The following is a 25443-nucleotide window of genomic DNA, read 5'->3' on the forward strand; positions in this document are numbered from 1 at the left end:
TAGGAGGACGTAACTGATGGCACAGGGCAAACTTGATCCCGCAAATATCCCAGACGATGGCCTCACTACACGCCAGCGCCGCAATCTGCCCATTACTGCCGTACACACCGGCAAGGGCAAGGGAAAATCCACCGCAGCCTTTGGCATGGCGATGCGCGCCTGGAATCAGGGCTTGAATGTTGGGGTGTTCCAGTTTGTAAAATCCGCCAAGTGGCGCGTGGGTGAGGAGAGCGTTTTTAAGCGTCTTGGCCAGTTGCATGAGCAAACAGGCGAGGGCGGGGCAGTGGAATGGCACAAGATGGGCGAGGGCTGGTCTTGGGCTAAAAAGCAGGGCTCTGATGAGGATCACGCCCGTGATGCCGCTGAGGGCTGGGAGGAGATCAAGCGCCGCCTGGACAACGAGGCTCACGATATCTACGTGCTTGACGAGTTCACCTACCCGATCAAGTGGGGGTGGATCGATATCGATGACGTTGTAGCAACGCTGCAGCAGCGCCCCGGCAAGCAGCATGTGGTGATCACCGGCCGCGATGCGGACCCGAAGCTGATCGAGGTGGCAGACCTGGTTACTGAAATGACCAAGATCAAGCATCCCTTCGACGCTGGCCGTAAGGGGCAGAAGGGCATCGAATGGTAGCGGCTGCCCCCGGTGCCGTTATCGCTGCAACCAGTTCCGGCTCGGGGAAAACCACCATCGCCACCGGGCTGATCGCAGCCCTTGCAAAGCGCATGAAGGTGGCCCCTTTCAAGGTCGGCCCAGACTACATTGATCCTGGGTATCACGGCATGGCTGCTGGGTGTCGTGGGCGCAATTTGGACACGGTGATGTGCGGGCGCTCGCTGGTCCAAGGGCTGTATGCCCACGGCGCTGCAGGCAGGGATATTGCGGTTGTAGAAGGTGTGATGGGGCTTTTCGACGGCCGCATCACCGCCGAGCCCACCCACACCGAGGCCCTTGCCGAAGGCTCCACGGCAGAGGTGGCAGCCCTGCTCGGGCTGCCGGTAGTGCTTGTGGTGGACGTGCGTGGCACCAGCCAGTCGGTGGGCGCTATCGTCCGTGGTTTTGCCACCGCAGAGGATTCGGTACGCATCGCCGGGGTGATCCTGAACAAGGTGGGCACCCCGCGCCACGCTGAAGTCTGCCGAAAGGCAGTCGAAGCCCAAGGGGTAGAAGTACTTGGGGCAATCCCGCGAGTAGATCATGCAGAGGTGCCTTCGCGGCATCTAGGGCTGGTTACCTCCGGGGAGCTGATGCAAGCACGCGAGGCGATCGACGCCATGGCGCACATGGTGGAAGAATACGTGGACATCGATGCCGTGGTCGCCCTTGCGCGCAAACCGAAACCTGCGCCTGCTTGGACCCCAGGGATCAAGCCGGTGGCCGGCCAACCGCGCATCGCCATGACTGGCGGCCCTGCGTTTTCTTTTACCTACGCCGAACACATCGAGGTGCTGCGTGCCGCAGGAGCACAGGTGGTGGATTTTGATCCACTGCATGAGGATCTGCCTGCCTGCGATGGCTTGATTATCCCCGGGGGTTTTCCTGAAGAGCACTGCGCGGCGTTAGCTTCGAGGGTGCAGCTTCGCCAACAGGTACGCCACGCCATCGAACAAGGCATGCCAGTGCATGCTGAGTGTGCTGGGCTGCTATGGCTGCTCGACACACTCGGAGATCACCCAATGTTAGGTGTGATCGGCACCAAGGCTGCGATGGGACGAAGGCTTACCCTTGGCTACCGCGAGGCTGTGGCGCTAACAGATTCACTGTTGTATCGCGCAGGCGAACGGGTGATGGGCCACGAGTTCCACCACACCCAATTGGACTCAGGACACGTGGCCGGTTTCGCACCAGCGTGGGGCTGGAAGCTCTGGGATGGCAAAGCAGCCCGCGAAGGATTCGTGCGGGATAATATCCACGCCTCCTACCTTCACGTGCACCCCGCGGCTACACCGCAGGCCGTGCGAAACTTTGTGCAGGCAGCAGCACAGTTTCAAGCCTAGGTGCCACAGTAGGTGACATAAGGGGTGGGATTCTCTGGTGCCTTTGCCACCGGCGCATTGAAGGGGTCACGGGCATACATGAGGTGTTCACGCACAACATCCCAGTCCTGGTTCAATGCGGCCTGAATCACCTGCTCCACAATGTGGTTGCGCGGAATCCAATTAGGCATGTGCGCTTGCATCAACTCCCGATCCGGCTCAAGTGCTTGCCAGCGCTGGATCCAAGGCTGCAGCCACTGGTGTGCTCCCTCGGGATTATTACGCAGCTTCAATATGAGGCTGTGATAGTCGGGATTGTGGTTTTGAAGCAACACCAGGAGATCGTCGAGAAGCTCAAGTGCTTCAGGCGATGATGATAGGCCGATTGTCGGAGCCATCTCATCGACCCAGGCCTGGCGGTAGAGAGCGGGAAATTCCTGAACCAAGGCATTGAGGGTATCGACATCGAGGATGCCCACAAAGCATTCGGCAAGCCGCACCATATTCCACGCGGCGATATGCGGCTGGTTGCCAAAGCTATAGCGACCTTGCTGGTCAATGGAAGAAAATACGGCGTTGCCATCAAACGCATCAATAAACGCACACGGGCCGTAGTCCAGCGTTTCGCCGCTAAGAGAGCAGTTATCGGTATTCATCACCCCATGCACAAAGCCGATGCGCATCCACTTGGCCACCAGGGTTGCCTGCGATTGCATCACACGAAGCAACAACGCCTCGGCCGTTGCTTCCTCGGTGTCTGCCTCCACATCTAATACCTGCGCGCTATAGCGCAGTACCTCAAGGACCTGCTCGCGGCCACGAATCGCGGCTAATTGGAACGTGCCCACGCGCAGGTGGGAATCCGCCACGCGCACCAAGGCCGCGCCGGGCTGGAGTGTTTGCCGCGCGATGGTTTCCCCGGTGGTGATCACGGCCAAACCGCGGGTGGTGGGGATGCCCACTGCGTGCATGAATTCGCTGATGAGGTATTCGCGAAGCACAGGGCCAAGCTGCGCTTTGCCGTCACCACGCCTGGAATAGGGGGTAGGTCCGGAGCCTTTGACGTGTACTTCTTTATTGCCAAAGGCAGTGTCGATCTCACCCAACAGCACCGCGCGGCCATCGCCGAGCATCGGAACAAATTGGCCGAACTGGTGGCCTGCATACGCCTGCGCATGTCCTTCTTGTTTGAGGAGTTGCCACAGGGTGGCGTCGTCAAGCTGAAAATCCGGGTTGAGCAGCTTGATGTGGGCATCTGGCCATGCCTCAACGCGCCAAGGGCTAACAAAATTGGGCAGGGCTGTGGCGAAGGAATGCGAGAGCATGGATGCAAGCCTAAGCCAGCGCGTTAGAATTACAACCCATGAATGAACGTTTGCAGCCAATCCACCCTGTCACACTGATCGGGGGCGGCCCCGGCGCCTGGGACTTAATCACTGTGCGCGGCATGCATAGGCTGCAAGAAGCCGAGGTCATCCTCGCCGATCACCTAGGACCGACCGCCGAGCTCTCCAAGCTTGTCGACGTCTCCACGAAGCACATCATCGACGTATCCAAGCTGCCCTACGGCAAACAAGTAGCCCAAGAACGCATCAATGAACTGCTAATCGAACACGCCCTGGCAGGCAAAAAAGTAGCCAGACTCAAAGGCGGCGACCCATATATTTTCGGCCGTGGCTTCGAGGAGCTGCAGGCCTGCGCCGAGGCTGGGGTGCCCTGCGAAGTAGTGCCAGGTGTGACCAGCGCAGTGTCGGTGCCAGCGCTTGCCGGAGTGCCAGTGACGCAGCGAGGCGTGGTGCATAACTTCACCGTCATTTCCGGGCACCTGCCCCCAGGGCACGAAAAGAGCCTGAATGATTGGGAGGCGCTGGCCCGCACCGGCGGCACCCTGAGCGTGATCATGGGCGTGAAGAACGCACCGAAAATTGCTACCGCACTGCTGGAGGCTGGCCGCGATGCCGACACACCCGTGGTGGTGATCCAGGAAGGTTCCACCGAAGCCGAACGCGTGGTGCGCTGCACGCTGGGCACGCTTGGGGCAACGATGCAAGAGCACGAGATCAAGCCGCCGGCTGTGTATGTGATTGGCGAGGTCGCGGGGCTGTAGGTGGGGCTGGGTTGAGTTTCGGCACTCGAGATCATCGTCGTTGAAAACCTCGAAAGAGCGAAAACTCGGTGGTTGCCGTGGCAATCTGACATTGCAGCTGATATTCTAAACGCCGTACGCCAGAGTTGAGCGAAAGCAAGAACGCTCCGGGCAGCAACTCCGGCCCCCGATAGGGGGCCGCGTCTATATAATTCCCAGTGTGTTGCTGGCGTACTTAGACGAAATCGGCCATACGGGGGCTTTTGTTCATCCATCGCATAAGCGTTATTCCGACAGCCCCGCCTTCGGCTATGGAGGATTTGTAATCCCCGAAAACCGGGCCCGGGAGTTCAGCGCCTTCGTGGTGAATTTGAAGAAAAAGTATTTCAGCAAAGAGCTCAGTCAAGCTGAAGTACCTGGGCAATGGGAGCTCAAGGGGTCTGATCTGCTATTCGCCAAGGCTCATTTGGAACGCCGTCAGAATTTGCGAATTTTGAAAAGGCTCCTTCGTAGGCTTCAGCAATTGGGGGGACACCTGTTTTATTACGCTGAAGAAAAACCTATGGGAACGCCAAAAGAAACGAACTGTGGGCCGGCTGAATTCAAGCAGCGTGAAGAATCCGCAATGCGCGAATCATTAAACCGACTCGCTCGGCATGCTGCACATGAAGAAGAAAATATCTTGGTCCTCATGGATCAAATCAATGAAAAGAGCAGAAAACAGCGCCTACCGGGCATGTATGCCCACATCTACGGTCGTGGATCTAGCTTTCCGGAGATGTGGCGCATTCTGGAACCGCCGATGCACGTTGATAGTAAACTTTCTACGAACATCCAATTCGCCGATTGGGTCTGTGCGCTGGTGAAACGAGCAATTGAATATCAGCTGGTCGAAGACTCTCGTTATGCCTGGGTTGTAAAGGAGTTCGCTGTCTCTCACCCGACCAAAATATTTACATTCGAGTCGAAATTACACTTGCACGAACGAACCATCGAAGATCTCAATCATGGCGCCATCCTAAAAAGCGAGCGCCCAGTTATCGACTCAATTACGCAAAATGATAGAAACAAAGCGGCTTTGGAGAGAGTCCTTTCTGCGGCAAGAGCAGCGACTAGCTGTGAGGAACCTCAGTCTTAATCAATTTCTGTCTTAATCAATTTCTGAATGTGGTGAAGCCCCAGCAACGCGCCGGGCACCTAGGTTGCAGGTTGAAATCCTGATGCCATAAGACCCGCGGTGTGCCTGTTCAGGCGGATGATCGGCAGAGACGAGCTACCAGATGATTGGGTTATCGGACTGCTAACCTTTCACCACCATGGTGAGCTCCAGTGGTTTCTTTTCGTTTTCTTCGATAACAAAGCCGGCATCCCGCGCAGCGGCGGCAACCTCGGAGGAATTTTGAGGCTGGGCATCAGACAATGCCAGCTCCCTAGCTACAAGCCCCTTGTAATGCTTATTAAAGTGGCTGACCACTTTGCGTGAGCCATCTGCTTGTACGGATTCCACACGTACGGTCACAGCGCCCGGTACGCGACCAAGTTGCTGATAGGTGCCTGAACGTAAATCCAAGATCAGCTCCTCAGATTCCTGTAGCGCCTCAGTGATTGCTTTGCCCCAGCGCTTCTTCATGGTGGGTAGTTGCCCGTCTGAGGTGGGCAACTTGGTGCCTCCGGAAAGTCGATACTTGGGGATCATGTCCTGAGCACCCACCACACCAAACAGCGCCGAACCAATGGCGAGGCGTTCCCACGATTGCTTGGGTAGGGAAGGGGCATCGAGGGCGTCGAAAAGCACCCCGGTGTAGCGCAGAATTGCGGGCATGGTTGGGGCGCTCATGAGTGCGCGATTGGCCTCGGCCTCGGGGCGAAGTTTTTCTGAAATGCCCAAGACTTCCAAGGCCTGATCAACGGGAAGTGCGGCGAGGTCGCGGGCGATTGCGCGGCGGGTTTCGTTCAGGCTTGAAAAGGAAAGCGACTCGAAATCCAGCGGTGCGCCTTCGCCACCGGAGGCCTTAGTTTCTGAGGGAGGAAGGACGATGAGCATGCCACCACAATAGTTGCCTGCTTTAGGGGTGCTGTGAGCAAGGCTTCTTCTCAGTGGTCGAGCCAAGCAGACCAGCACCTTGGCGTCGGGTAGAATCCCCAACCATGATTACACGCCTTTCCAACCTGTTTTTGCGCACGCTGCGCGAGGATCCCGCAGATGCTGAAGTTCTAAGCCACAAGCTGCTGGTTCGTGCCGGCTATATCCGCCGTGTGGCCCCGGGCGTGTACACCTTGCTGCCCCTTGGCCTGCGCACTGTGCGCAATATTGAACAAGTTGTGCGCGAGGAAATGGATCGCTTTGGCGCCCAGGAACTCCTCTTTCCTGCACTGCTGCCAAAGGAGCCCTATGAGCAGACCAATCGTTGGACTGAGTATGGCGATTCGCTGTTTCGTCTGAAAGACCGCAAGCAGGCTGATTATCTCCTTGGGCCTACCCACGAAGAGATGTTCACCACCGCGGTAAAAGACATGTATTCCTCTTACAAGGATTTCCCTGTCACCCTGTACCAAATTCAGACCAAGTACCGCGATGAGGAGCGCCCCCGCGCAGGTATTCTTCGTGGCCGCGAGTTTGTGATGAAGGATTCCTATTCCTTCGACATGACCGATGAAGGCCTTGAGCAGTCCTATCAGAACCACCGCAAGGCTTATCAGGCGATTTTCGATCGTCTTGGCGTGGATTACGCCATTTGCTTTGCGACGTCCGGCGCCATGGGTGGTTCCGCCTCCGAGGAATTCCTCGCCATTTCGCCTGCAGGTGAGGACACGTTCGTGCGTGCCACCGAGGGTGATTACGCCGCCAATGTGGAGGCCGTGGTCACTCAACCCGGTGTTGAGCGTGATCCCGCTGAGGCCCCCGAAGCAGTAGAGCATGACACGCCGCAGTCTGAAACCATCGCCGCCTTGGTGCAGTGGGCCAATGATGCCGGCGTGCAGGTAGAAGGCCGTGCGGTAGAAGCTTCCGACACACTGAAGTGCATCGTGGTCAAGACCAAGCAGCCCGGTGCCAAGGAATGGGAACTTGCTGGCGTGTTGCTGCCCGGCGATAGGGAAGTAGACATGAAGCGCCTCGAGGCATCGCTTGAACCTGCAGAGGTTGAGCTTGCCTCCGAGGAAGATTTTGCCAAAAACGACTTCCTGGTCAAGGGCTATGTTGGACCGCGTGCGCTGATTGCCAATGACGTGAAGGTCTACGCAGATCCTCGCGTGGTGCGTGGTACTTCCTGGATTACTGGTGCTGATGCGCCGCAGCGCCACGTCGTTGGGCTGACCGTCGGCCGTGACTTCGAGATCGACGAATACATTGAGGCTGCTGAAATTAAAGAGGGCGACCCGGCACCAGAAGGCCAGGGCGTGCTCACCCTCGAACGCGGTATTGAGATCGGGCACATCTTCCAGCTTGGTCGCAAGTACACCGAGGCCTTCGACGTGCAGATCCTGGATGAAAACGGCAAGCGTTCCATCCCCACCATGGGCTCCTACGGCATCGGTATCACCCGCCTGCTGGGTGTGCTTGCAGAGCAACGTGCCGATGATAAGGGCTTGAACTGGCCAGTAGAGGTAGCGCCTTATAAGGTGCACGTGGTGGTTGCCAACAAGGACAAGGAGGCAGCCGAGGCCGCCGAGCAGCTTGTGGCTGATCTTGATGCAGCAGGCATCGATGTGCTTTTCGACGATCGCCCCAAAGTCAGCCCCGGTGTGAAATTCAAAGACGCCGAACTGCTTGGCATGCCCTACGTTGTGGTGCTTGGTCGCGCCTTCAAGGACGGCAAGGTCGAGTTGCGCCGCGCGGGCCAGGAGGCTGAGGAAGTCGATGCTTCGAATGTTGCTCAAACCCTGGTTGGGTTGCTGAAGTAGCCAGAAGCGGTATCTGTACTCACCCGAAAATGCTCAAAGGGGGCTGACCCCAACGGGCATTTTCGGGTGTTTTGTTTTTCTTAGATCTTCCGAACCATCGAAGTCTGGTGCTGACCTCTAGAGATCATCATTTTGCGGTTGCCATCAACGCTTGCCAGCAAGTGCGGACATGTTCTTGGAGTTCTTCTGCACTTTGCTCAGCGGGGATGGCTGGGGTGGGGCTAAAGATTTTGCCTTGCATGGCCAATGTGGCCATGCCGTGAACCAGTGACCAAATTGCACTTAGAAACGCCTCGTCATATTGCTTCGGGTACCAATGGGCAATTTGGCTGGCTAAAAAGCTCGTGATTTCTCGTACTGCTTTTACTCGCTCTGGCGCGGTGGGGTCGCATTCGGTGGTAAACATCAGTGAAAACAGTGGCTGATTTTCTTGTGCCCACACAACGTAGGTGTAGGCCATGCGCCACAGATCTTCAGCGCGCTCAATTGTTGCATTGGTGTGTTGCAGCTTGAGGTGGAGCTGGTTGTAGCCATGTGCTGCGAGCGCAGATTCGAGCGCTTGTTTATCGGAAAAGTGCCGGTAGACCGCCGTTGGGCTCACTCCTTCTTCCTTGGCTAGGCCTCGTAAAGAAAGGCTGGGTGAGGTTTGGAGCATCGCCAGCGCGCGCTGTAGTAGCGCTGTTCTTAAATCGCCGTGGTGGTAGTTTTCTCGATTCGATGTTGACACCGTTCACATCCTAGTATACCTTCATGTTTACACCGTAAACATTACGCCTTTGGAGGAACAATGTCGAAGCAACTATTCAGCGAATTCACTTTCGCTTCTGGAGCCACCCTGCCCAACCGTTTGGTTAAAGCAGCGATGGAAGAATCACTGGGAACTGATCAACACGTACCCGGCAAGCGCGTATTCAACCTGTATGAACGTTGGGCTCAAGGTGGTGTGGGCACCGTTATTACCGGCAACGTGATGGTGCACGATGCGGCACTTACTGGCCCACAGGCCATCGTGTTAGACAAGCATCAGCCGCTTGATCCCTTCGTGCAGTGGGCACAGCGAGTGCACCGCCACGAAGGAAAGATCATCATGCAAATCAACCACCCAGGCCGCCAGGTGCTTGCCGATCAACCGGGCGTGGCCTGGGCACCAAGCCCCATCAAGGTGGAAGTTGGCAGCAAGCGCGCACAATTCGCTGAGCCAACGCAGATGAGCCAAGAACAAATCGAAGAAGTGATCGAGATGTTCAGTACCACGGCCTTCCGTGCAGCAGAAGCTGGATTTGATGGGGTAGAGGTGCACGCAGCACACGGCTACCTGCTATCGCAATTCCTTTCGCCACTAGCCAATGTGCGCACCGACCAGTGGGGTGGCAGCCTTGATAACAGAGCACGCCTCCTGCTCGAGATCGTCTCCAGGATTCGTGCGGGAGTGCCTGAAGATTTCCTCGTGGCAGTGAAGCTGAATTCCTCGGATTTTCAACGCGGTGGCTTTAGCCTCGAAGATGCAGCCAAGGTGATTGAGATGCTCAACCAGCGCGGCGTAGATTTCGTCGAACTCTCTGGCGGCTCATACGAAAGCCCAGCCATGACCGGCAACGCTGCCGATGATCGCACCCGCGCCAGGGAAGCCTATTTCCTGTCTATGGCCGAACAGCTTGTTGCCACATCTGCTCTTCCGCTCATGGTCACCGGCGGCATCGTGCGCCCCAGCGTGGCCCAGCAGGTATTGGATTCCGGTGTAGCCTTGGTAGGTATCGGTACTGCGTTAGCAGCCGACCCTGATCTGCCAAGGCAGTGGAAACAAGGACATGAGACTGCGCCAGCCATCCCACACACCAAGATCAGTAATAAAGCACTGGCCTCGGCAGCCTCGATGGCATGGGTTCGTTGGCAGATGAGCCGGCTCTCAAAGAATAAAAACCCGCAACTTTGGCTCGATCCGCGCATACCGTTCCTGCTCAACGGCATCGCAACGAAACATCACAATCGCAACTACGCCAAGTGGCTTGAAACCCGCAACAAATAAACCATCCGAGAAACGCTAAGGAGACCATCATGGCAAAGCAACCCACCCGACGCATCCTGCAAGTTGTTACCAACGTGCCGGCATACGAATCAGATCCAACCCATCCCACCGGCCTTTGGCTTTCCGAGCTCACGCACTCCTACGACGAATTTGAAGCCGCAGGTTATGAGCAAGATATCGTGAGCCCACTTGGTGGCTTCTCGCCACTAGAACCACGCTCGCTTAAATTCCCCACCTACGATGCCTCGGCAAAAGCTTGGCACAACAACCCTGAGCGCATGGAACTGCTCAAGCACACCAAGGCCCCCTCAGAGGTTCGTGCCGAAGATTATGATGCGATCTTTTTCACCGGCGGACATGCCGTTATGTACGACTTTCCAGGCAGCGAAGGCTTGCAGGAACTCACCCGCGACATCTTCGAACAAGGCGGCGTGGTTGCCGCGGTGTGCCACGGCTACTGTGGCTTGCTTGAAGTAGAACTCAGCGACGGCAAGCCGCTGGTACAAGGCCGCGACATCACTGGCTTTTCCTGGCGCGAGGAAGTACTTGCAGGCGTGGCAAAGCTCGTGCCTTATAACGTTGAACAACGAGTCAAAGACCTCGGAGCGAACTACTCCAAGGCGTTGATTCCGTTTACCTCCTACACCCAGGTTGATGGCCGATTGGTCACCGGCCAAAACCCAGGTTCTGCCAAAGCCACGGCAAAGAAAACCCTCGAGGTGCTTGATCACATCGCTTCCTAGCGCTGCCTCGCACCACGACTATGAAGCAACACGCCCCAGCTTGTCTGGGGCGTGTTCGCGTATAACGCTCGCCTTTGAAGCAATAACGGTGGCTAGCGCGGTTGAGAAAAGAAATAATGATGTTCAAAGCCGCAACCAAGGCCTTCCATTGCCAAGAAATACCTGAGCTATCTAAAGGCAAATCAAGTGCAATGCAATGATCAAGGAGTAGTGAATACGAGTTGGCAAAGCGATATCTAGCAGTTGCAGAAGAGCTGCGCCACCGTATTGAGGCAGACCACTACCAACGCGGCGGCAAGCTCGAATCTGAAAGAGCGCTGCTAGAACAGTTTCACGTTTCTCGCTCAACTATCCGCAAAGCACTCGAACTGCTCGAATCAGATGGCTTGATCGTTCGCAGGCAAGGCAGGGGTGGGGGAACGTTCGTGCAGGCAAAGCCGCCACAGGTAGACCTCAACGAAATGTCTGGTTTTATGCCACAGCTGCGCTTGAAGGGTTTAAGTGTGGCCTCGGAATTACTCAGTGCCAGCCTTGACTACGCCACTGCAACACACGCCGAACAGCTAGCGGTTCCTTTACGCAGCCCTGTGTTTAGAATCGTGCGTTTACGCAGGGTAGAAGGGGTGCCTTTATTAATTGAAGATTCGGTTTTTCCAGCAACAGCGTTTCCGGAACTCCTTAAAGAAGACCTCACGCAATCGCTCTATGAGCTGCTCGATCGCCGTTTTCATCGCGCCCCGCACAGTAAACGCGAAGTAATTGTGCCTGCCACGGCGAATGCATGGCAGCGCGAGCGCCTGCAATTGTTGAAAAAGGAATTGGTGCTGCGGATTATGCGAACAGCCTACGATGCCGAGGGCATTCCTATTGAGTATTCAGTAGATGTGCTGCGCAGAGACGTCGGTCGCGTGAGAGTAGCAACGAATCAGCCACCAGAGGGGTAATCCTTGCTGGTCATTGATTGGTGTTGCAGTGCTTCCTGGGCGAAGGAATCAAAACTTGGGGCGTGAAGCGCTGTGGTATCGCCACCAATATGTACGCATTGCATGCCTGCAGCGCTCGCTGCTGCCATGCCGTCGGAGGAATCCTCAAAAGCCAAGATTCGCGCTGGTTGGATGCCTAAAATCTGTGCACCGCGAAGAAAGCCCTCAGGGTTGGGTTTGCCCGCGCTTGTGTCCTCTGCCGTGGTGAGGGTGGGGATCAGTGCCTGCAAGCCAACAGCTTCGAGTACCGGCAAAATCATCGGCCGAATCGTGCCGGTAACAATGGCAATGGGAAATCCCTGATCCAGCAACGTATGGATGAGCTTGACGCTTGCGTGCGTAATCGGTGGCTGAGCCAGGGCAGCCTCGCGGTAGTACCCGGCTACCTGCTGGATAAACGCCTGCATGTGATCTTCACTGATTCCACGACGCTGCAGGACGGTGCGGGCGAGGTCGTACTCGCTTAAACCGCACACTTCTAGGTATTCGCCAGGGGCTAAAGGTTTACCCAAAGCGCTCAGGGCTTTGTTATAGCATTCCTGCAGCATGGCCTCATCGTCGCTGAGGGTGCCATTGAAATCGAGCAACCACCCTTCAAAAGATAATGCCTGTTCAACAAGGTTAGATGGTGGGTTCATTGGGTTTTAGACCTTTACTTTCTTCTATCAGATTGAGTGCACGCCACCTTAGCGTGTTGGCATAAAGGCTTGGAAGAGATAGCTAAAGGTATGCAAAATCATTCTTGTGCTGTTCAACTTGCTGGCACCTTGGCGCCATGTACGCCTGTTTGAATCCTCGGTGGCAAAAAGAAAAGCGCCCGGCTCCCTAGAAGAACGTTTGGGGTGAAAGCGGGGGCGTCGACAAGCTAGGAAGGATCCTTTGCAATGAAGTTGAATAAGATCGCGGCCCTTGGTGCCAGCCTGCTACTTGCAATACCGATGGCAGCATGCGGGTCTTCGAGTGAAAGCACTAATGCCGAAATCGGCACCAACCTCGAGCAGATTAGCGAGCTGGCCAAGAAGGAAGGCGAGGTCAACCTCATTGCGCTTCCTGAAACGTGGGCAAATTACGGCGGGCAGCTAAAAAACTTCAAGGAAACCTATGGAGTGAACTACACCGTCGACTCGCCAGACGCGTCCTCTGCTGAAGAGCTGCAGGCGGTGAAAAACCTCAAAGGCCAACCCAAGCAACCCGACTCCATCGACATTGGTTATTCCTTTACCAACGCCGCAAAACAACAAAACCTCATCGACGAATATAAGCCGTCTAACTGGGACGGTATCCCCGATAACCTCAAAGACCCGGACGGTAAATGGGTGGGTTCCTACTATGGCGTGATCACCGTGGGTGTGAATAAGAAAAACGCCGAGGTGCCAAATAGCTTTAAAGACCTGCTCGACCCTAAATACAAGGGCAAAATTGCGCTTCCAGGAGATCCACGCACCGGAGCATCTTCGATTGCCACGGTCTTTGCCGCATCACTGGCCAACGGTGGATCCCTCGATGACATCGCCCCAGGCATTGACTTCTTTGCCAAGCTGGCTGAAAGTGGCAACCTTGTGCCCACCTCCGACCCAGTCAGCGCGCTGAGCACCGGTGAAGCCGCCGTGGTATTCGACTGGAACTACAACTGGAAGGGCGCAGAAGATACATTGCGTGCCGACGGCGTGGACTTCGAATCCAAGGTGCTGGAAGACGGTGTATTTGGTACCTACTACGCACAATCCATTACCACCGATGCTCCACACCCAAACGCAGCACGCCTGTGGTTGGACTGGCTCACCTCGGATGAAGGTTCCGAACAATACGCCCTCGGCGGCGCAGTGCCAGCGCGATTTAATCAGTTGGTCGAAGAAGGCAAGCTTTCTGAAGAGGCACAGGCAGCATTACCCGATGCCGAGACCTTGAAAAAGGTTCAGCTTCCCACCCCAGAACAGGGCGATGCCGCCAACAAAGTCATCGCCTCTGAGTGGACTAATAAGGTGAAGTACTAGTGAAAGGCGCCACCGCCGAACGCGATACGCAAACACCACGCGTATCGCCAGCAATACCTGGCAAAAAGCGCACATGGCGCGGTGTCCAAGGGATCAACCTGGCAGGACTTCTGGCCGCGATGCCCTTCTTCATCTTCGTCACCGCATTTCTCGTGCTGCCGATCATTGCCAATATCAACCGCTCATTCCAAGACGCTTCGGGCAATTACACCCTCGATACGCTCGAGCTGGCGATGAGCGCCGAGAATAAACAAGCCTTTGTACTAACCATCCAGCTCTCGGTAGTAACCGCAGTCATTGGCGGGCTTATCGGACTGATCGTGGCCTGGGCACTAAGCAGTGCAAAAGGGCCAAAGTGGTTGCGCTCAATGGTTCGCAGCTTTTCAGCCCTCGCCTCCCAGGCCGGTGGTGTGCAACTGGCATACGCCTTCGTAGCACTCGCTGGTACCCAAGGACTACTCACCAGCGCCATCCGAAAGATCGCGCCCAATATTGCTGATGCCTACACCCTCACATCATTTTGGGGCGTGGCAGTGGTGTACCTCTACTTCCAAATCCCATTGATGGTGATATTGATCCTGCCGGCCATTGGTGGCATGAAAGCAGAATGGCCAACCGCAGCCGCATCTCTGGGTGCAACCACATGGCAATACCTGCGCGATATCGCGCTACCGATCCTATGGCCGCCCATCGCAGGTGCCTCACTGCTGCTTTTTGCCAACGCCTTCGCCGCCTACGCCACGGCCTATGCGCTCGCCGGCGGCTCACTGAACCTCGTGCCAATCCTCATTGGATTCATGATCAGCGGCAACGTCCTCCTCGACCCCGGCCTAGCTGCAGCACTGGTGACGTGGATGATGCTGATCATCGTCGTCGCCATGGGCCTGCGCCTGCTACTTGTGAAACGGAGTTCTCGATGGCTCAACAAATAGCCACGATCCCTGCAGCCAAAGGCAGGATCAACGCGATGCTCGGAACAGCTCGTTCCAGCAAAGCCAAAACATCGTGGATACAAATCGCCGTACTACTAGTGGCACTGGTGTTTTTCTTCGCCCCATGGATCGCAGCCGCAGCATTCGGTTTTAGCCGCCCAGGAGAAGGCCTAACCTTCACACCGGCAACAGAGGCGTTGACCAACCCCCGCGGCATTGAGGCCATCAAAGAAACACTGCTCATCACCGCAGCAACCACCGTGATGATGCTTGCGTTACTCGTGCCGACGGTGGTGTTTGTCAACCTCAAAGCACCAAAACTTGCCACCATTGTAGAAATGGTCTCGGTCATGCCACTGGTGGTGCCAGCAGTAGCCCTAGTCTCCGGCGCCTCGGAGTTCTACCGGATCCTTCTGCCAGGATTTATCAACTCGCGCTGGTCACTCGTGCCGCTGTACGTAATCTTGGTCATGCCCCTGTGCTACCGCGCCATTGATGCCGGAGTAAAAACACTCCACCTGGACACGCTATTCGCCGCTGCAGCCTCCCTGGGAGACACACAGTGGAGCACCCTGATCCGCGTGGTACTGCCGAACCTGCGAGTCTCAATTCTTTCGGCCTCACTGCTGTGCATTGCGATGTGCCTATCCGAATTTGCCATGGCCTCGCTACTGCTGCACTACACCTTCCCGGTGTACATGGTCGAAATTTCTTCCACCAACCCCAGAGGCATCGCAGCCTTGTCGTTTATCACCACCGTCATCACCTGGCTGCTGCTCGCTAGCATCTCGAGGCTTTCGAGAAGCCAGAAGCAGCCCTAACCCACAGCCCCGCCGAATTGGCGCAAGACTGCCAGGCGGGCGCCGGGTGAGGGGACCGGGCAGTCAGGCGGGCGCCGGGCAGCCACGCAGGAGCCAAGCCCAGCCGCTACCACGCAAGCGCCGGGTAGTCGTCCCCGCCCCAAAAAACAACGAACCACAACAACCAACCGCAACCACCCAGACCACAGGAAGAATCTCAAAATGTCTGAACCCAATATCGCGCTCAAGCAGATTCATAAGCACTTTGGGGACCGCCAAGTGCTTAATAACCTCGACTTCACTATCGGTCACGCTGAGTTGGTGGCGCTGCTAGGGCCTTCGGGTTGTGGTAAGTCCACCACCTTGAAAATCCTCGCTGGTTTAGAAAGCCCTGATGCTGGTCGGGTAGAGGTGGGTGGCAAAGACATCACCAACCTTGCTACTAGGAAACGCAATATGGGCATTGTGTTTCAGGCTTACTCGCTGTTTCCGCACATGACGGCGCTGGACAACATTGCCTATGGGCTCAAAATCCGTAAGGTGAAAGGTGCAACTCGCCGCAAGCGCGCCGAGGATTTGCTGGAATTGGTTGGTTTGGGCAGTCATGGAGATAAATTCCCCGCCCAGCTTTCTGGTGGCCAACAACAGCGCGTGGCGCTGGCTCGTGCGCTTTCACTTGAGCCCGAGGTGTTGTTATTAGATGAGCCGCTCTCGGCGCTTGATGCGCAGGTGCGTGGGCAGCTTCGCGATGAAATCCGCAGACTGCAGCTTTCTCAAGGCATCTCCACGCTCTTAGTTACCCACGATCAAGAAGAGGCCCTGGTCATGGCTGATCGGGTGGGTGTGATGAATGAGGGCAAAATTGTCCAGATCTCTTCACCGGAGGAGCTTTACCAGCAGCCCCAATCCGCCTTTGTCTCGCAGTTCGTTGGTGTAACCAATCGCATTCCTGGCCAGATGCGCCGCGGCGGCATCGAGATTCTGGGGCGGGTGTGCAGTGTGGTCAATAGTGATGAGGTTGATAGCAACAAGGGGATAGGCATGGCGTTGGTTCGCCCGGAGGATCTCGATGTGTGCCCCGCTACCGATGGTGACATGAAGGTGATGGGCAAGCAGCTTCGCGGCACCTTTAGCGCTTTGCACGTTGCAAGTACCCGCACGCCCGGCACGATTCGCATTGATATGCCTACCCGGCGTGCTCAAAACATTGCTGTTGGGGAGTTCGTGGATGTGCACCTTTCTCGCTCGGAAGTTGTGGTCGATGCCATCCGCCCTGAAGAACTCCGTGAACTCGACGCTCTTGCAAGCACCAAGAACACCGGTTTGAGCGGCTATAACAAGGCTGGGGTCTAGATGCGAAACCCACACACCAATTCTGAGCCCGCAGTCGCATCTCATCCTGCGGATACTTCCGACACCGCTTCGTCTCAACCTCGGGTGCTGCTTTTTGGCATCGATGGTTTGCGCTGGGATATCGCCGCCGAACCTGGCGTTGCTCCGCATTTGCAGCGCATGGCAGATCAGGGGCAGTGGCGCGAAATGGAGATGGAGGTTCCCACGATCTCTGCACCTGGGTGGGCAAGTATTCTTAGCGGCACTACTCACGCCGAGCATGGTTTTCGTGATAATTCCTGCGTGGGCGGGCGCAACTGGCAGCATCCTGATGTGCTTGCCCAGGCCTTTTACCGCGACCAGAGCACTCGAACCTTCGCGGCTGCAGGCTGGCCTGTGCTGGTAGACCCTGCAGGTCTTGGTCCAATTATTCATCCCAGGATCGAGCAGCAATACGCAGGCTTGCACAGGCTGGTGATCCGCAATGGTGAGGTGTATGGCTATCAGCTTGTCGACGCCGAAGTGGTGGACTTTACGCTCGCCGCCGTTAGGGAAGGCGGCTTCGATATGGGCTTTTGCTACTGCTGCGACGTAGACGATGCCGGCCACGTCTATGGCTTAAAGGGTCGTGAATACCGCGACGCCATTGCTCGAGTCGATGCCCACCTGGGAAGAATCATGCAAGCTGTGACTCAACGCTATGAGCAGTATGCGGAGCGCTGGCTTATCGTAGGCGTCAGCGATCACGGGCACCTCGACGAAGGCGGCCACGGTGGTGATAGCCCCCAAGAGCGAGCCTCATGGCTTAGTTGTTGGTCACCAGATGGCCAAACCCCTTCTTGGCCGGCACACGTTGCCCCACATGAGGTTGCCTCGCTCTTACTCCAAGCGAGGTTCGGGGATCACTCACCAACCACCGAGCAGCCCTAGGCGTTATCGCTCATCGTGGGCGATGGTGACTTGGTCGAGGTCGGCATGGACGCCTAGGCCTTTTCGGAAACGCAGCCGCTCCATCACCAAGGTGATCCAGGAACAGATGAGCAAAGGTTGTACCGCGAGGTTGATGTTTTCCGGCGAGAGCACGATGTTATAGATCTGCTGCGTGCTATCGGAAGAAACGAGCTCTTTTGCCACATCTTTTACGCCATCGAACATGAATTGATACACCGCGAGGTAGATCGTGGACCACTGGATGAGGTACTCGTTAATCACGTAGTCATCATCGCGATAGCGAAACACCAGGCCGTGTTTGATCAAGCGTTCGCGGAACAAGAAGTGCAGGATTGCCGCCACGAAGATGATCACGAAGATGAAAAACAGCATCTCGGTGCCATTGATGTGGTCGAGCATCTGCTCTTGTGAGAAATTATCAATGGTCGTATCGGCAAGCGCGACGGTAGTAAGAATCACGAACATCACCAGCAAGAGGAACACTCCGCTGGTTAATGCCATGAGGATGAAGTTTGCCAGAACCTTTAAAAAGGTCGTGGGGCTGAGATCTTTTTGGCCGCGATACACCAAGTGATCAATGAGATAAAAGATCAAGGCGATCGTGGCGATCGCGAATAACGCCATCACTGCTGCAAAGCTCGCTTTTCTAATTAGGATTACCGGACGGCCACAGGCTCGAAGCTCCTGCGAAGTTGCCTGGATTGATTGTAGTTTGTCCCGGCGATTGCGTCGGATTCGCCTCCAAGCAAGCCGTAGCCGATCACTTGAGAAAACGTGTGTGTCTACTCACGCAACCTCGAACTTCTCGCTTGCTTTCTAAAGCGGTGCACGAAGCGCCCAGGGCATGATCTCGCCTGCATAGGCATGGCAGCGCACATGCAGTAGCTGCGAACAATAAGGCGCCAGCGTCGTATATGGCTGGGATGCTTCGCGGAGGCAAAACCAGATTGCCATCTACACTGAAAAAGTAAATATCTGCAGCTCAGATAGTTTTTTAGCCAAATTTTTAGGAGGCAATGTTCGTGCAATCACTTGATTCTGTGCTCATCACCGGAGGCGGCACGCTCGGTGCACAATCTGCTCTGCAATTCGCCCTGCACGGCAAAAAGGTCACCATCTACGGCAGGAGTGAAGATTCCATCGCTCGTGCGAAACAAAGGGTCGAGCGTTTCCGCACGCCCTATACCCAAGACACGGAATTTGATGCCTCGGCAGTGGCCGAAGCTATTGAAAGCATCGACTACACCACGCAGATCGAGCGTGCTGGAGCAGTCGATATCGTATTTGAGTGCGTGGCAGAAACCACCGAGGCCAAAACGGCCATCTATAAGGCGATGAGGCCCCACCTTCAGCCCGAAACCATTGTGGCCACAAATTCTTCCACGGTGCTACCTAGCCATCTCGCGCCCTTACTGCCCTATGAAGCGCAATTTGTTGCCATCCACTTTGCTAATGAGATCTGGAAACGCCCAGCGGCAGAGATCATGGGCCATCCAGGTACTGATGCTGGCGTGTTTGAGCAGGCCAAGGAATTCGCCGCTCAGGTGGGTATGGTGCCGTTGCCAATTTTCAAGGAGCGTTCTGGCTACATCCTGAATAGTCTGCTGATTCCTTTTGTGGAATCCGCGCTGGAACTTTGGGGAGCTGGCGTATCGGATCCAAAGACGATTGATAAGACCTGGGAGATCGTCATGGATTCGCTCGGGCCGTTTAAAGTGCTCGACGTAATCGGTATGCGCACGGTGTATGCAGTGCTGAAAAGCCGCGAAGCCAAGGGCATTCCCGGCACTGGTGAACTCGCCCAGGTGGTGATGCGTGACTATATCGAGCAAGGCCGCCTCGGTGTTGAGGCAGGCGCGGGCTTTTATGATTATGACGAACAAGGCCAGCCAAACGTGGACTAGCCTCAACCGGATATAAAAAACTCTCCCGCGGATTACGCGGGAGAGTGGGGGATTTTAAAAGCTACTTGCGTGGTTTAAAGATCTCGTCGATCTTTTTTACTTCCACCAGCGGGCGCTCGTTGTTTGCCTGCTCATCCTCGGCAGCCTCATCCTTGGTGCCGTCAGCAGCCTCTGCCTTCTTGGCGGTTGCAAGGCCGGTGGGGGTCTCATCGGCTTTCGCGGCACGGTGCAAGATCACCGTTTGCTCACCTGCCGGGGTGTGGTCGGCGCTATCGGTTTCACCTGCGGGTACCTCGCTGCTCACGCCAACGTAGTACGTGCCGTACTCACTGCCTTCGACGCTAAGGGCGCTGAATCCATAGTGGCGTTGCTTGGGGTGTAAGAGATTTACCAGGTGGCCGTTTTGGGCATTGCGCACACCTTTTGCCTGCTGGAGTGCTTTGAGTTCATCTTGGCCCCAGGACTGCAAGATAGCGGTGCTTAAAGAGTCAGTTGCAGCGGCCAAAGACTCAGTCGATACCGCGTGGCTTGCGATGGTGGCAGTGGCCATGTCGCTGCCATCGGGGCGCTTGTGTGAAAACACAGCGGAAGCCTCGTAGGCGCGTTGAATAGCGATCCACGCAAGATCGGCATCCATGGTCACGTCCATGTACTCGGCCTTAGAATTCAACCCCTCGGCCTTGGCGGCGTCACGCAGTTTGCCGGTATAACCCTCATAGCCAAAGCCTTGGAATTTCGGGTTAATATCCCACATCTTGCCACGCAATTCGCGCAGCGCCTCGAGCCCTTCGGTGCGACCGGTGGAAGGATCAAAGCGTACTTCCTGGGCAATGAATTGCTCGGGTTCTACATTCAATTCCACCTTGGTCGTCGGCTCTGGTGCTGCATAAGCAACTCCGGTCGGCACCAACATTGCTGCGGTGATAATGCCTACTAGCAGCTTTTTGTGCATGAACAAGCTCTCCAAAACGTTTGAGGGGCGACAACGTGTAACAATCCTAGCCTTAGTAACGATGCGCGGCGAGTTGAACACGCAAGCGGTGTAGCAGTACTTCGGATAACACCCCTGCTGCCTGGCTCGATTAAGGGAACAAGATGCAAAGCTGCCCCATGCTCAAAACGTTTGAGCATGGGGCAGTGCTTGGGTTACAAGGATGGTTAGCGCTGTTCAGGCTTGAAGTTGTTGGTGGGTGCTTGATCTGCAATCACCGTGTGGCCATCGTTATCCGCAACCTTGTTCTGGTTCAGCGGCTGAGCTGCTGGCTGCTCGGTCTGAGCAGCAGAGGGCTGCTGAGCAGGAGCTGGCTGCTGGGCGGCAGCAGGAGCAGCGGCCGGGGCAGCGGCTGCAGGAGCAGCAGCGGCGTTTTGGGTGTTGTTTACAGGCGCGGCATCAGCGGGGTAGGAGACGGTGCCGTCGGCATGCTGTACGGCAAGGCCCTTCTCGCGTGCTTCTTCAATCTTCTTCTGACGGCGACGAGCCTGGAAAGGCGCAACAAAGAGGTGGTCGATGCTGAAGCGGCCAGCGCCTGCACCGGCGATAAGCAGGCCGCCTGCGGCGATCAGTGCCACTACTTCCCAGCCGCCATCGGAGGCGAAGATGCCGGCGTCACGGTGTGCGTACCAGTAAGCGCCAGCCATCTGGATGGCAAGGATGGGGCCAACGAAGCGAACGAGCAGACCCAGGATCAGCAGGGCGCCGGCGATCATCTCGAAGTAAGTGGCGAAGGTAGCCGCGAGTTCGGGGGAGGGAACACCCATGTCGCGGAATGCGTCGGTGGTACCGGAGATGGTCCAGTCATTGAACTTTTGCCAACCGTGGGCAAAGAGGATGACGCCGAGCAGGACACGGCCGATCAGGAGGGAGAGATCTTTCAAAGTTGTCATGCCAACAGAGGTTATCGGTTATTAAGCGTAAATGCATATTTATATTTCAATTTGTGTTGAACTTGCTGTGTGTTTCCTGAAGTGATGTAGGGCACTTAAAAGATGGCCTTGTGTCGAATTTCGCCACCATAAGCCATAAAGCTGCCATAAAACCTCCACACCTCGCGCTGGGTGTTGCCGAGTTCAGCCGCTGTGCGAGCCCTCTGGGTTTAAGGCTATTTTGGCTTTCCTAAGATAATGCTTATGCAGCTTAAAAAGTCTTCCGATCTATCCTTGCAGGTGCTGATGTTTATTGCGCACCTGGGGCCGGGGCAGCGAACAACCGCGGCGGCGGTTGCGGAGGCTTTAGGGGCGTCGAAAGCTCATGTGGCCAAGGTGGTAAGCACGCTTGCTTCCTTGCAGTATTTGGATTCGGCTAAGGGGCGTGGTGGCGGCATCGCACTGATGCCCGATGCGCTCGATCGATCGTTAGGTGCGCTGATTCGCCAGCTCGAGCAGGGGGAAGTGGTGGATTGCCAGGCCTGTGCTTTAAGTGGGGCTTGCGGGCTGCGTGGCCATCTTGCTCGAGCTCAGGAGGCTTTTTTCGCCTCCCTTGATGGGGTGAAGATCGCAGAAGTGGTGTAGCGAAATGTTTGATTTTGCTACCCCCGTCACATTAATGCGCATTTGATACTCGGATTAAATGTATGGTGAAGCCAACGTGAATCAGAAAGGCTTTCACATGCAGGGTTTCCAGATCTCTCCTCAAGCACTCAATGCCGAACAAGCCGAGACCATCAAGGCCACGCTCCCAGCGGTAGGCGCGGCTATTGAAGACATCACCAAGAACTTCTACCAGCGCATGTTCACAGCGCACCCGGAGCTTTTGGCCAATACTTTCAACCGCGGCAATCAGGCTCAAGGCGCGCAGCAAAAGGCACTGGCTGCATCGGTGGCAACTTTTGCCACCTACCTCGTTAGCGAAAACACCAAGAGCCCGGATTCCCTCTTGAGTCGCATTGGGCACAAGCATGTCTCGGTGGGGATTCGTCCAGATCAGTACCCGATTGTGCACAAGCATTTATTTGATGCGATCGAGGAGGTGCTTACTCCCGAGGTGTTCCAGGGTGAGGTTCGAGCCGCCTGGGATGCCGTATATAAGGAGATGGAGCGAGTCCTGATCGACTTCGAAAGTGATCTCTACCAGGAGCGCGAGGTTGCTCCAGGGGAGGTTTTTCTCAACACCGTGGTGGCAAAGCGCGAAGAGCTCGACCCAAATACGGTGCGCTTCCAGCTCGATACCACCTTGGACTTCAAGCCGGGCCAATACATCTCAGTGCGCCAAACCTTAAGCGATGGTGCACAGCAGTTGCGTCAGTACTCGCTGGTCAATGCACCTGGTACGCCTTTGGAATTTGTGGTGCGAAAGGTCAATGACGATCCCCAGGGTGAGGTATCCACCCAGCTTTGCCAGCACCTTCAGGTAGGCGATGAGCTGGAGATCTCCTTACCTGCCGGCGATCTCACCCTCGGTGAACACGAACGCATCGTCTTGGTATCCAGCGGCATTGGTGCCACGCCAATGGTGGGCATGCTCGCCGCCCTGCAGGGTTCCCAACAGCAGGTGGCGGTGTATCACCAGGATAAAAGCGAGCTTGCCGACGTCCTACGTCCCCAACGCGAACGCTATCTCAAAGGCATTGCCAATAGCTCACACACGGTGGCGTATCGCCCCGAACGTCTCAGCCTTGAGGTTGCCCCGGATGCCCATGTGTATCTTTGCGGCGGCACTGATTTCTTGCAGGCGATGCGCGAGCAATTAGGCCATCTTCCCGCAGAACAACTGCACTTTGAGCTCTTCCACCCGAATGATTGGTTATTGGCGTAGAAAAAGAGCAAGCGGGCGCGTAGTTGCGCCCGCTTTTTCTTCACCTAAAAACACTACATAGCGGCGATAATCGCATCTGCCATGCGGGCTTGGCCTACAGCGGTGGGGTGGAAGCCCACAGCATTGTCAGGTACGCCGAGCAAGGTGGTGGAATCGGTGCACATGCTGCCGTTTTCCGGTGCTGCCACGAAGGTGGCGCCGGTGGCCCCTGCTGCACGCTGCAGTTGAGTATTAAGAGCGCCGATGAAATCTGCCACGAATTGGCGATCTTCTGGGCGCTTTGGAATGTTAGGGAAGCATTCCTCATTGGCATTGGTGAGCTCGTAGTAGCCGGCCACCATCACCTTGGCGTGCGGTGCGCGCGCTTGTACGTCTTCAATCACAGCCTGGACTTTTGCGCCGATGGGGGCAATGGCGGCAGCGGTTGGCAGCTCGATCAGTTCGCGACAGGTGGGGCCAAGACCGGTGACGAAGCCAGTCATACATGCGCCGATGTACTTATCTGCAAAGTTGTCATTACCGCCGAAGGTGAGCGTGACCAGGTCAGTATCGGCAGTCACGGCATCGCGTTGAGGAGCAAATGCGGTGCCTGGCAAGGGGTGAAGCTGGGGGATCCAATAATCCTCGGTGGTAGCCCAGCCACAGGTGACGTCGTCAAGCGAAAGGCCAAGTTTTTCGGCAACCACATGTGCGTAGTTATCGCTTGCCTGGCCACACAGCAGGCTCGGCGGAATCTGGATATTGCTCAGGCTGCCCACGGCTGCGAAAGAATCGCCCAGGGCCACGTACTTCGAACCTGCAGGTACGGGAGCCGCGGAGGCGGGAGTAGCAAGGCCTGCGGCGCAAGCGGCCGCGCCCAGCACGGCAATGGCGCGGCGTGCGGTAGTAGAAAGCATCAGATGCGTCCTAAGGGGGAATGAGGGAATACGGTTACACCACTATCCTAAACCGCAAACAGTGCAAGTAAAAACTCGCTATCTACAACAAAACTACTGGTCACATGCGGTTTTTCGCACCTGTAAGATGGCAGGCATGAAGATCAAATCTCACGCACTACAGTCCGGCGCCTTTGCTTCCATGGGCATCTTGCACTTTGTGGCCCCGAAGCCTTTCGACGCCATCATCCCGCCCTACATGCCCTCCAAGGCTCGTACCTGGACCTACCTCAGCGGCGTAGCCGAGCTGACCGTGGCTGGGCTCATTGCAAATAAAGGCACCCGAGCCCTCGGAGGTAAAGCGGCGGTGGCCTTGCTACTCGCGGTGTGGCCGGCCAATTTTGAAATGGCGCGTCAAGCACTCGCTGGTGAAGATACCTCGCGCAAGGTGATCTCCCTGGCACGACTGCCACTGCAGCTACCCCTGATTCGCGCAGCCGCCAAGCTCAGCTAAAAACAAAAGGCTCCTGGGAAAGTCCCAGGAGCCTGAAAGTGCAATCGCTACTGCTTTTTTAGCCGCGCTTGCGATTGCGTGAAACAAGCGCCACGCCCAGGCCAACCAGCGCCGCACCGGCAAGCACAATGCCAAGCACCGATGCACCGGTATTAGCGAGCGAGCGCTGCGGGGTGGAGTGATCCTTATCAGCCGGTGCGTGGGAAGCCTCGGAGGACTTTTCCGCCGAAGGGCTTTCGCTTGTTACAGCCTCGGCTTCATCCTTGTCTTCTGCGGCATCCGTATCGGTTGCGTCCTGATCAGATGCATCTGCGTCCGTATCTGTGTCTGCGTCATCAGCCGCATCGGCGTCGTCTTGATCAGCAGCATCCTCTGGATCAGAAGCGTCATTTTGATCGTCGGCATCGGCGCCATCGGTGTTGTCGGCGTCGTTGTCGGACTCCTCAGAATCGCCAGGGGTGGCCGGCTGATCTTCAGAGGCTTCAGGTTCTGCCGTCACCGTGGTGGTGTCGGTGACAGTTACCGAGTCAGTGGGCTCGTTGTCTTGGGCGTTGGCCACCCCGCTAAGAAAGGCTAATCCCAAGCCAGTGGCAACGGCAGCGGCGCTCAGACGGTTCTTCATTGCGATTCCTTTTGTGTGAAGTGCTCTAAGGGTTGAGGAGTTGTCTT

The 25443-nt window shown here is 56.2% G+C and carries 26 protein-coding genes; 17 read left to right on the forward strand and 9 right to left on the reverse strand.

Annotation, left to right across the window (positions count from 1 at the left end; translation table 11 throughout):
* Window positions 1-16: 16 nt before the first annotated feature.
* Window positions 17-637: a cob(I)yrinic acid a,c-diamide adenosyltransferase gene (gene cobO, locus CPPEL_RS04440; RefSeq protein WP_123960003.1), complete on the forward strand. Its 621-nt coding sequence runs from the start codon at window positions 17-19 to the stop codon at window positions 635-637.
* On the forward strand, window positions 631-2001 hold the full coding sequence (locus tag CPPEL_RS04445; protein ID WP_123960004.1) for a cobyrinic acid a,c-diamide synthase CobB: 1371 nt from the start codon (window positions 631-633) through the stop codon (window positions 1999-2001). Before cobO ends, CPPEL_RS04445 begins: the two co-directional genes overlap by 7 nt.
* Here the strand turns inward: CPPEL_RS04445 and CPPEL_RS04450 are convergent.
* Complete coding sequence (locus CPPEL_RS04450; protein WP_123960005.1) at window positions 1998-3305, reverse strand: protein adenylyltransferase SelO family protein; 1308 nt, start codon at window positions 3303-3305, stop codon at window positions 1998-2000. The two genes, CPPEL_RS04445 and CPPEL_RS04450, sit on opposite strands and share 4 nt — an antisense overlap.
* A 38-nt stretch (window positions 3306-3343) precedes the next feature.
* On the opposite strand from CPPEL_RS04450, the gene cobA reads away from it, so the two are divergent.
* Together cobA and CPPEL_RS04460 are read left to right on the forward strand one after the other, a co-directional pair.
* Window positions 3344-4087 (forward strand): uroporphyrinogen-III C-methyltransferase, encoded by a 744-nt coding sequence (gene cobA / locus CPPEL_RS04455; RefSeq protein ID WP_123960006.1) that lies wholly within the window; start codon window positions 3344-3346, stop codon window positions 4085-4087.
* Between the two features lie 199 nt (window positions 4088-4286).
* Entirely contained in the window at window positions 4287-5204 is a 918-nt protein-coding gene (locus CPPEL_RS04460; protein ID WP_123960007.1) for a DUF3800 domain-containing protein, read from the forward strand.
* 162 nt (window positions 5205-5366) lie between these two features.
* On the opposite strand, the gene yaaA is transcribed toward CPPEL_RS04460, so the two are convergent.
* Window positions 5367-6110 carry a peroxide stress protein YaaA gene (yaaA, locus tag CPPEL_RS04465; protein WP_123961225.1) on the reverse strand — a complete coding sequence of 248 codons (744 nt, stop codon included), beginning with the start codon at window positions 6108-6110 and terminating at the stop codon, window positions 5367-5369.
* Between the two features lie 104 nt (window positions 6111-6214).
* Between yaaA and CPPEL_RS04470 the strand changes: the two genes are divergently transcribed.
* Window positions 6215-7969 carry a proline--tRNA ligase gene (locus tag CPPEL_RS04470; RefSeq protein WP_123960008.1) on the forward strand — a complete coding sequence of 585 codons (1755 nt, stop codon included), beginning with the start codon at window positions 6215-6217 and terminating at the stop codon, window positions 7967-7969.
* Between the two features lie 127 nt (window positions 7970-8096).
* Here the strand turns inward: CPPEL_RS04470 and CPPEL_RS04475 are convergent, their stop codons facing one another.
* Complete coding sequence (locus CPPEL_RS04475) at window positions 8097-8696, reverse strand: TetR/AcrR family transcriptional regulator (protein WP_123960009.1); 600 nt, start codon at window positions 8694-8696, stop codon at window positions 8097-8099.
* 60 nt (window positions 8697-8756) lie between these two features.
* Here CPPEL_RS04475 and CPPEL_RS04480 point away from each other — a divergent pair, with 60 nt between their 5' ends.
* From CPPEL_RS04480 to CPPEL_RS04490, 3 genes are all read left to right on the forward strand, one after another.
* Window positions 8757-9995: an NADH:flavin oxidoreductase/NADH oxidase family protein gene (locus CPPEL_RS04480; protein ID WP_123960010.1), complete on the forward strand. Its 1239-nt coding sequence runs from the start codon at window positions 8757-8759 to the stop codon at window positions 9993-9995.
* Between the two features lie 29 nt (window positions 9996-10024).
* A complete protein-coding gene (locus CPPEL_RS04485) occupies window positions 10025-10738 on the forward strand; it encodes a type 1 glutamine amidotransferase domain-containing protein (RefSeq protein ID WP_123960011.1) in 714 nt (237 codons plus the stop codon).
* 221 nt (window positions 10739-10959) lie between these two features.
* Window positions 10960-11682: a GntR family transcriptional regulator gene (locus CPPEL_RS04490; RefSeq protein WP_123960012.1), complete on the forward strand. Its 723-nt coding sequence runs from the start codon at window positions 10960-10962 to the stop codon at window positions 11680-11682.
* Here the strand turns inward: CPPEL_RS04490 and CPPEL_RS04495 are convergent.
* On the reverse strand, window positions 11664-12359 hold the full coding sequence (locus CPPEL_RS04495; protein WP_123960013.1) for an HAD family hydrolase: 696 nt from the start codon (window positions 12357-12359) through the stop codon (window positions 11664-11666). The two genes, CPPEL_RS04490 and CPPEL_RS04495, sit on opposite strands and share 19 nt — an antisense overlap.
* Window positions 12360-12605: 246 nt before the next feature.
* Between CPPEL_RS04495 and CPPEL_RS04500 the strand changes: the two genes are divergently transcribed.
* The 5 genes from CPPEL_RS04500 to CPPEL_RS04520 all read left to right on the forward strand — a co-directional run bounded on the left by CPPEL_RS04500 (window position 12606) and on the right by CPPEL_RS04520 (window position 17709).
* The gene (locus CPPEL_RS04500; RefSeq protein ID WP_123960014.1) at window positions 12606-13715 is read left to right on the forward strand and encodes an extracellular solute-binding protein; all 1110 of its coding nucleotides are present in this window, start codon (window positions 12606-12608) and stop codon (window positions 13713-13715) included.
* Entirely contained in the window at window positions 13715-14647 is a 933-nt protein-coding gene (locus CPPEL_RS04505) for an ABC transporter permease (protein ID WP_206608943.1), read from the forward strand. The genes CPPEL_RS04500 and CPPEL_RS04505 overlap by 1 nt, the downstream gene beginning before the upstream one ends.
* Window positions 14632-15468, forward strand: a complete 837-nt coding sequence (locus CPPEL_RS04510; RefSeq protein WP_123960015.1) for an ABC transporter permease — start codon at window positions 14632-14634, stop codon at window positions 15466-15468. The genes CPPEL_RS04505 and CPPEL_RS04510 overlap by 16 nt, the downstream gene beginning before the upstream one ends.
* 201 nt (window positions 15469-15669) lie before the next feature.
* Window positions 15670-16800, forward strand: a complete 1131-nt coding sequence (locus CPPEL_RS04515) for an ABC transporter ATP-binding protein (protein ID WP_123960016.1) — start codon at window positions 15670-15672, stop codon at window positions 16798-16800.
* Window positions 16801-17709 (forward strand): alkaline phosphatase family protein, encoded by a 909-nt coding sequence (locus tag CPPEL_RS04520; RefSeq protein ID WP_123960017.1) that lies wholly within the window; start codon window positions 16801-16803, stop codon window positions 17707-17709.
* Window positions 17710-17712: 3 nt separating this feature from the next.
* Here the strand turns inward: CPPEL_RS04520 and CPPEL_RS04525 are convergent, their stop codons facing one another.
* On the reverse strand, window positions 17713-18354 hold the full coding sequence (locus CPPEL_RS04525; RefSeq protein ID WP_123960018.1) for an SA1002 family membrane protein: 642 nt from the start codon (window positions 18352-18354) through the stop codon (window positions 17713-17715).
* Between the two features lie 398 nt (window positions 18355-18752).
* On the opposite strand from CPPEL_RS04525, the gene CPPEL_RS04530 reads away from it, so the two are divergent.
* Window positions 18753-19634, forward strand: coding sequence for a 3-hydroxyacyl-CoA dehydrogenase (locus CPPEL_RS04530; RefSeq protein WP_164470375.1), 882 nt, complete (start codon window positions 18753-18755; stop codon window positions 19632-19634).
* A gap of 61 nt (window positions 19635-19695) precedes the next feature.
* Here CPPEL_RS04530 and CPPEL_RS04535 read toward each other — a convergent pair whose 3' ends face one another.
* Window positions 19696-20586 carry a CAP domain-containing protein gene (locus CPPEL_RS04535; protein WP_123960020.1) on the reverse strand — a complete coding sequence of 297 codons (891 nt, stop codon included), beginning with the start codon at window positions 20584-20586 and terminating at the stop codon, window positions 19696-19698.
* 206 nt (window positions 20587-20792) lie between these two features.
* Window positions 20793-21518, reverse strand: a complete 726-nt coding sequence (locus CPPEL_RS04540; protein WP_123960021.1) for a DoxX family protein — start codon at window positions 21516-21518, stop codon at window positions 20793-20795.
* Window positions 21519-21761: 243 nt separating this feature from the next.
* On the opposite strand from CPPEL_RS04540, the gene CPPEL_RS04545 reads away from it, so the two are divergent.
* Both CPPEL_RS04545 and CPPEL_RS04550 read left to right on the forward strand, forming a co-directional pair.
* The gene (locus CPPEL_RS04545; RefSeq protein WP_206608944.1) at window positions 21762-22142 is read left to right on the forward strand and encodes an RrF2 family transcriptional regulator; all 381 of its coding nucleotides are present in this window, start codon (window positions 21762-21764) and stop codon (window positions 22140-22142) included.
* 97 nt (window positions 22143-22239) lie between these two features.
* Entirely contained in the window at window positions 22240-23385 is a 1146-nt protein-coding gene (locus CPPEL_RS04550) for a globin domain-containing protein (RefSeq protein WP_123960023.1), read from the forward strand.
* 53 nt (window positions 23386-23438) lie between these two features.
* Here CPPEL_RS04550 and CPPEL_RS04555 read toward each other — a convergent pair whose 3' ends face one another.
* A complete protein-coding gene (locus CPPEL_RS04555) occupies window positions 23439-24281 on the reverse strand; it encodes an SGNH/GDSL hydrolase family protein (protein ID WP_123960024.1) in 843 nt (280 codons plus the stop codon).
* Window positions 24282-24417: 136 nt separating this feature from the next.
* Between CPPEL_RS04555 and CPPEL_RS04560 the strand changes: the two genes are divergently transcribed.
* A complete protein-coding gene (locus tag CPPEL_RS04560) occupies window positions 24418-24774 on the forward strand; it encodes a DoxX family protein (protein WP_123960025.1) in 357 nt (118 codons plus the stop codon).
* Window positions 24775-24832: 58 nt separating this feature from the next.
* Here CPPEL_RS04560 and CPPEL_RS04565 read toward each other — a convergent pair whose 3' ends face one another.
* Window positions 24833-25396: an LPXTG cell wall anchor domain-containing protein gene (locus CPPEL_RS04565; protein WP_123960026.1), complete on the reverse strand. Its 564-nt coding sequence runs from the start codon at window positions 25394-25396 to the stop codon at window positions 24833-24835.
* Window positions 25397-25443 lie beyond the last annotated feature (47 nt).

Source organism: Corynebacterium pseudopelargi, assembly GCF_003814005.1.
GTDB classification, from domain to species: Bacteria; Actinomycetota; Actinomycetes; order Mycobacteriales; family Mycobacteriaceae; genus Corynebacterium; species Corynebacterium pseudopelargi.

Coding starts and splice junctions, on each gene's coding strand:
- cobO (WP_123960003.1), top strand. CDS start 17: ATGGCACAGGGCAAACTTGATCCCGCAAATATCCCAGACGATGGCCTC.
- CPPEL_RS04445 (WP_123960004.1), top strand. CDS start 631: ATGGTAGCGGCTGCCCCCGGTGCCGTTATCGCTGCAACCAGTTCCGGC.
- CPPEL_RS04450 (WP_123960005.1), bottom strand. CDS start 3,305: ATGCTCTCGCATTCCTTCGCCACAGCCCTGCCCAATTTTGTTAGCCCT.
- cobA (WP_123960006.1), top strand. CDS start 3,344: ATGAATGAACGTTTGCAGCCAATCCACCCTGTCACACTGATCGGGGGC.
- yaaA (WP_123961225.1), bottom strand. CDS start 6,110: ATGCTCATCGTCCTTCCTCCCTCAGAAACTAAGGCCTCCGGTGGCGAA.
- CPPEL_RS04470 (WP_123960008.1), top strand. CDS start 6,215: ATGATTACACGCCTTTCCAACCTGTTTTTGCGCACGCTGCGCGAGGAT.
- CPPEL_RS04480 (WP_123960010.1), top strand. CDS start 8,757: ATGTCGAAGCAACTATTCAGCGAATTCACTTTCGCTTCTGGAGCCACC.
- CPPEL_RS04485 (WP_123960011.1), top strand. CDS start 10,025: ATGGCAAAGCAACCCACCCGACGCATCCTGCAAGTTGTTACCAACGTG.
- CPPEL_RS04495 (WP_123960013.1), bottom strand. CDS start 12,359: ATGAACCCACCATCTAACCTTGTTGAACAGGCATTATCTTTTGAAGGG.
- CPPEL_RS04500 (WP_123960014.1), top strand. CDS start 12,606: ATGAAGTTGAATAAGATCGCGGCCCTTGGTGCCAGCCTGCTACTTGCA.
- CPPEL_RS04510 (WP_123960015.1), top strand. CDS start 14,632: ATGGCTCAACAAATAGCCACGATCCCTGCAGCCAAAGGCAGGATCAAC.
- CPPEL_RS04515 (WP_123960016.1), top strand. CDS start 15,670: ATGTCTGAACCCAATATCGCGCTCAAGCAGATTCATAAGCACTTTGGG.
- CPPEL_RS04520 (WP_123960017.1), top strand. CDS start 16,801: ATGCGAAACCCACACACCAATTCTGAGCCCGCAGTCGCATCTCATCCT.
- CPPEL_RS04525 (WP_123960018.1), bottom strand. CDS start 18,354: ATGGCGTTATTCGCGATCGCCACGATCGCCTTGATCTTTTATCTCATT.
- CPPEL_RS04535 (WP_123960020.1), bottom strand. CDS start 20,586: ATGCACAAAAAGCTGCTAGTAGGCATTATCACCGCAGCAATGTTGGTG.
- CPPEL_RS04540 (WP_123960021.1), bottom strand. CDS start 21,518: ATGACAACTTTGAAAGATCTCTCCCTCCTGATCGGCCGTGTCCTGCTC.
- CPPEL_RS04545 (WP_206608944.1), top strand. CDS start 21,762: ATGCAGCTTAAAAAGTCTTCCGATCTATCCTTGCAGGTGCTGATGTTT.
- CPPEL_RS04550 (WP_123960023.1), top strand. CDS start 22,240: ATGCAGGGTTTCCAGATCTCTCCTCAAGCACTCAATGCCGAACAAGCC.
- CPPEL_RS04555 (WP_123960024.1), bottom strand. CDS start 24,281: ATGCTTTCTACTACCGCACGCCGCGCCATTGCCGTGCTGGGCGCGGCC.
- CPPEL_RS04560 (WP_123960025.1), top strand. CDS start 24,418: ATGAAGATCAAATCTCACGCACTACAGTCCGGCGCCTTTGCTTCCATG.
- CPPEL_RS04565 (WP_123960026.1), bottom strand. CDS start 25,396: ATGAAGAACCGTCTGAGCGCCGCTGCCGTTGCCACTGGCTTGGGATTA.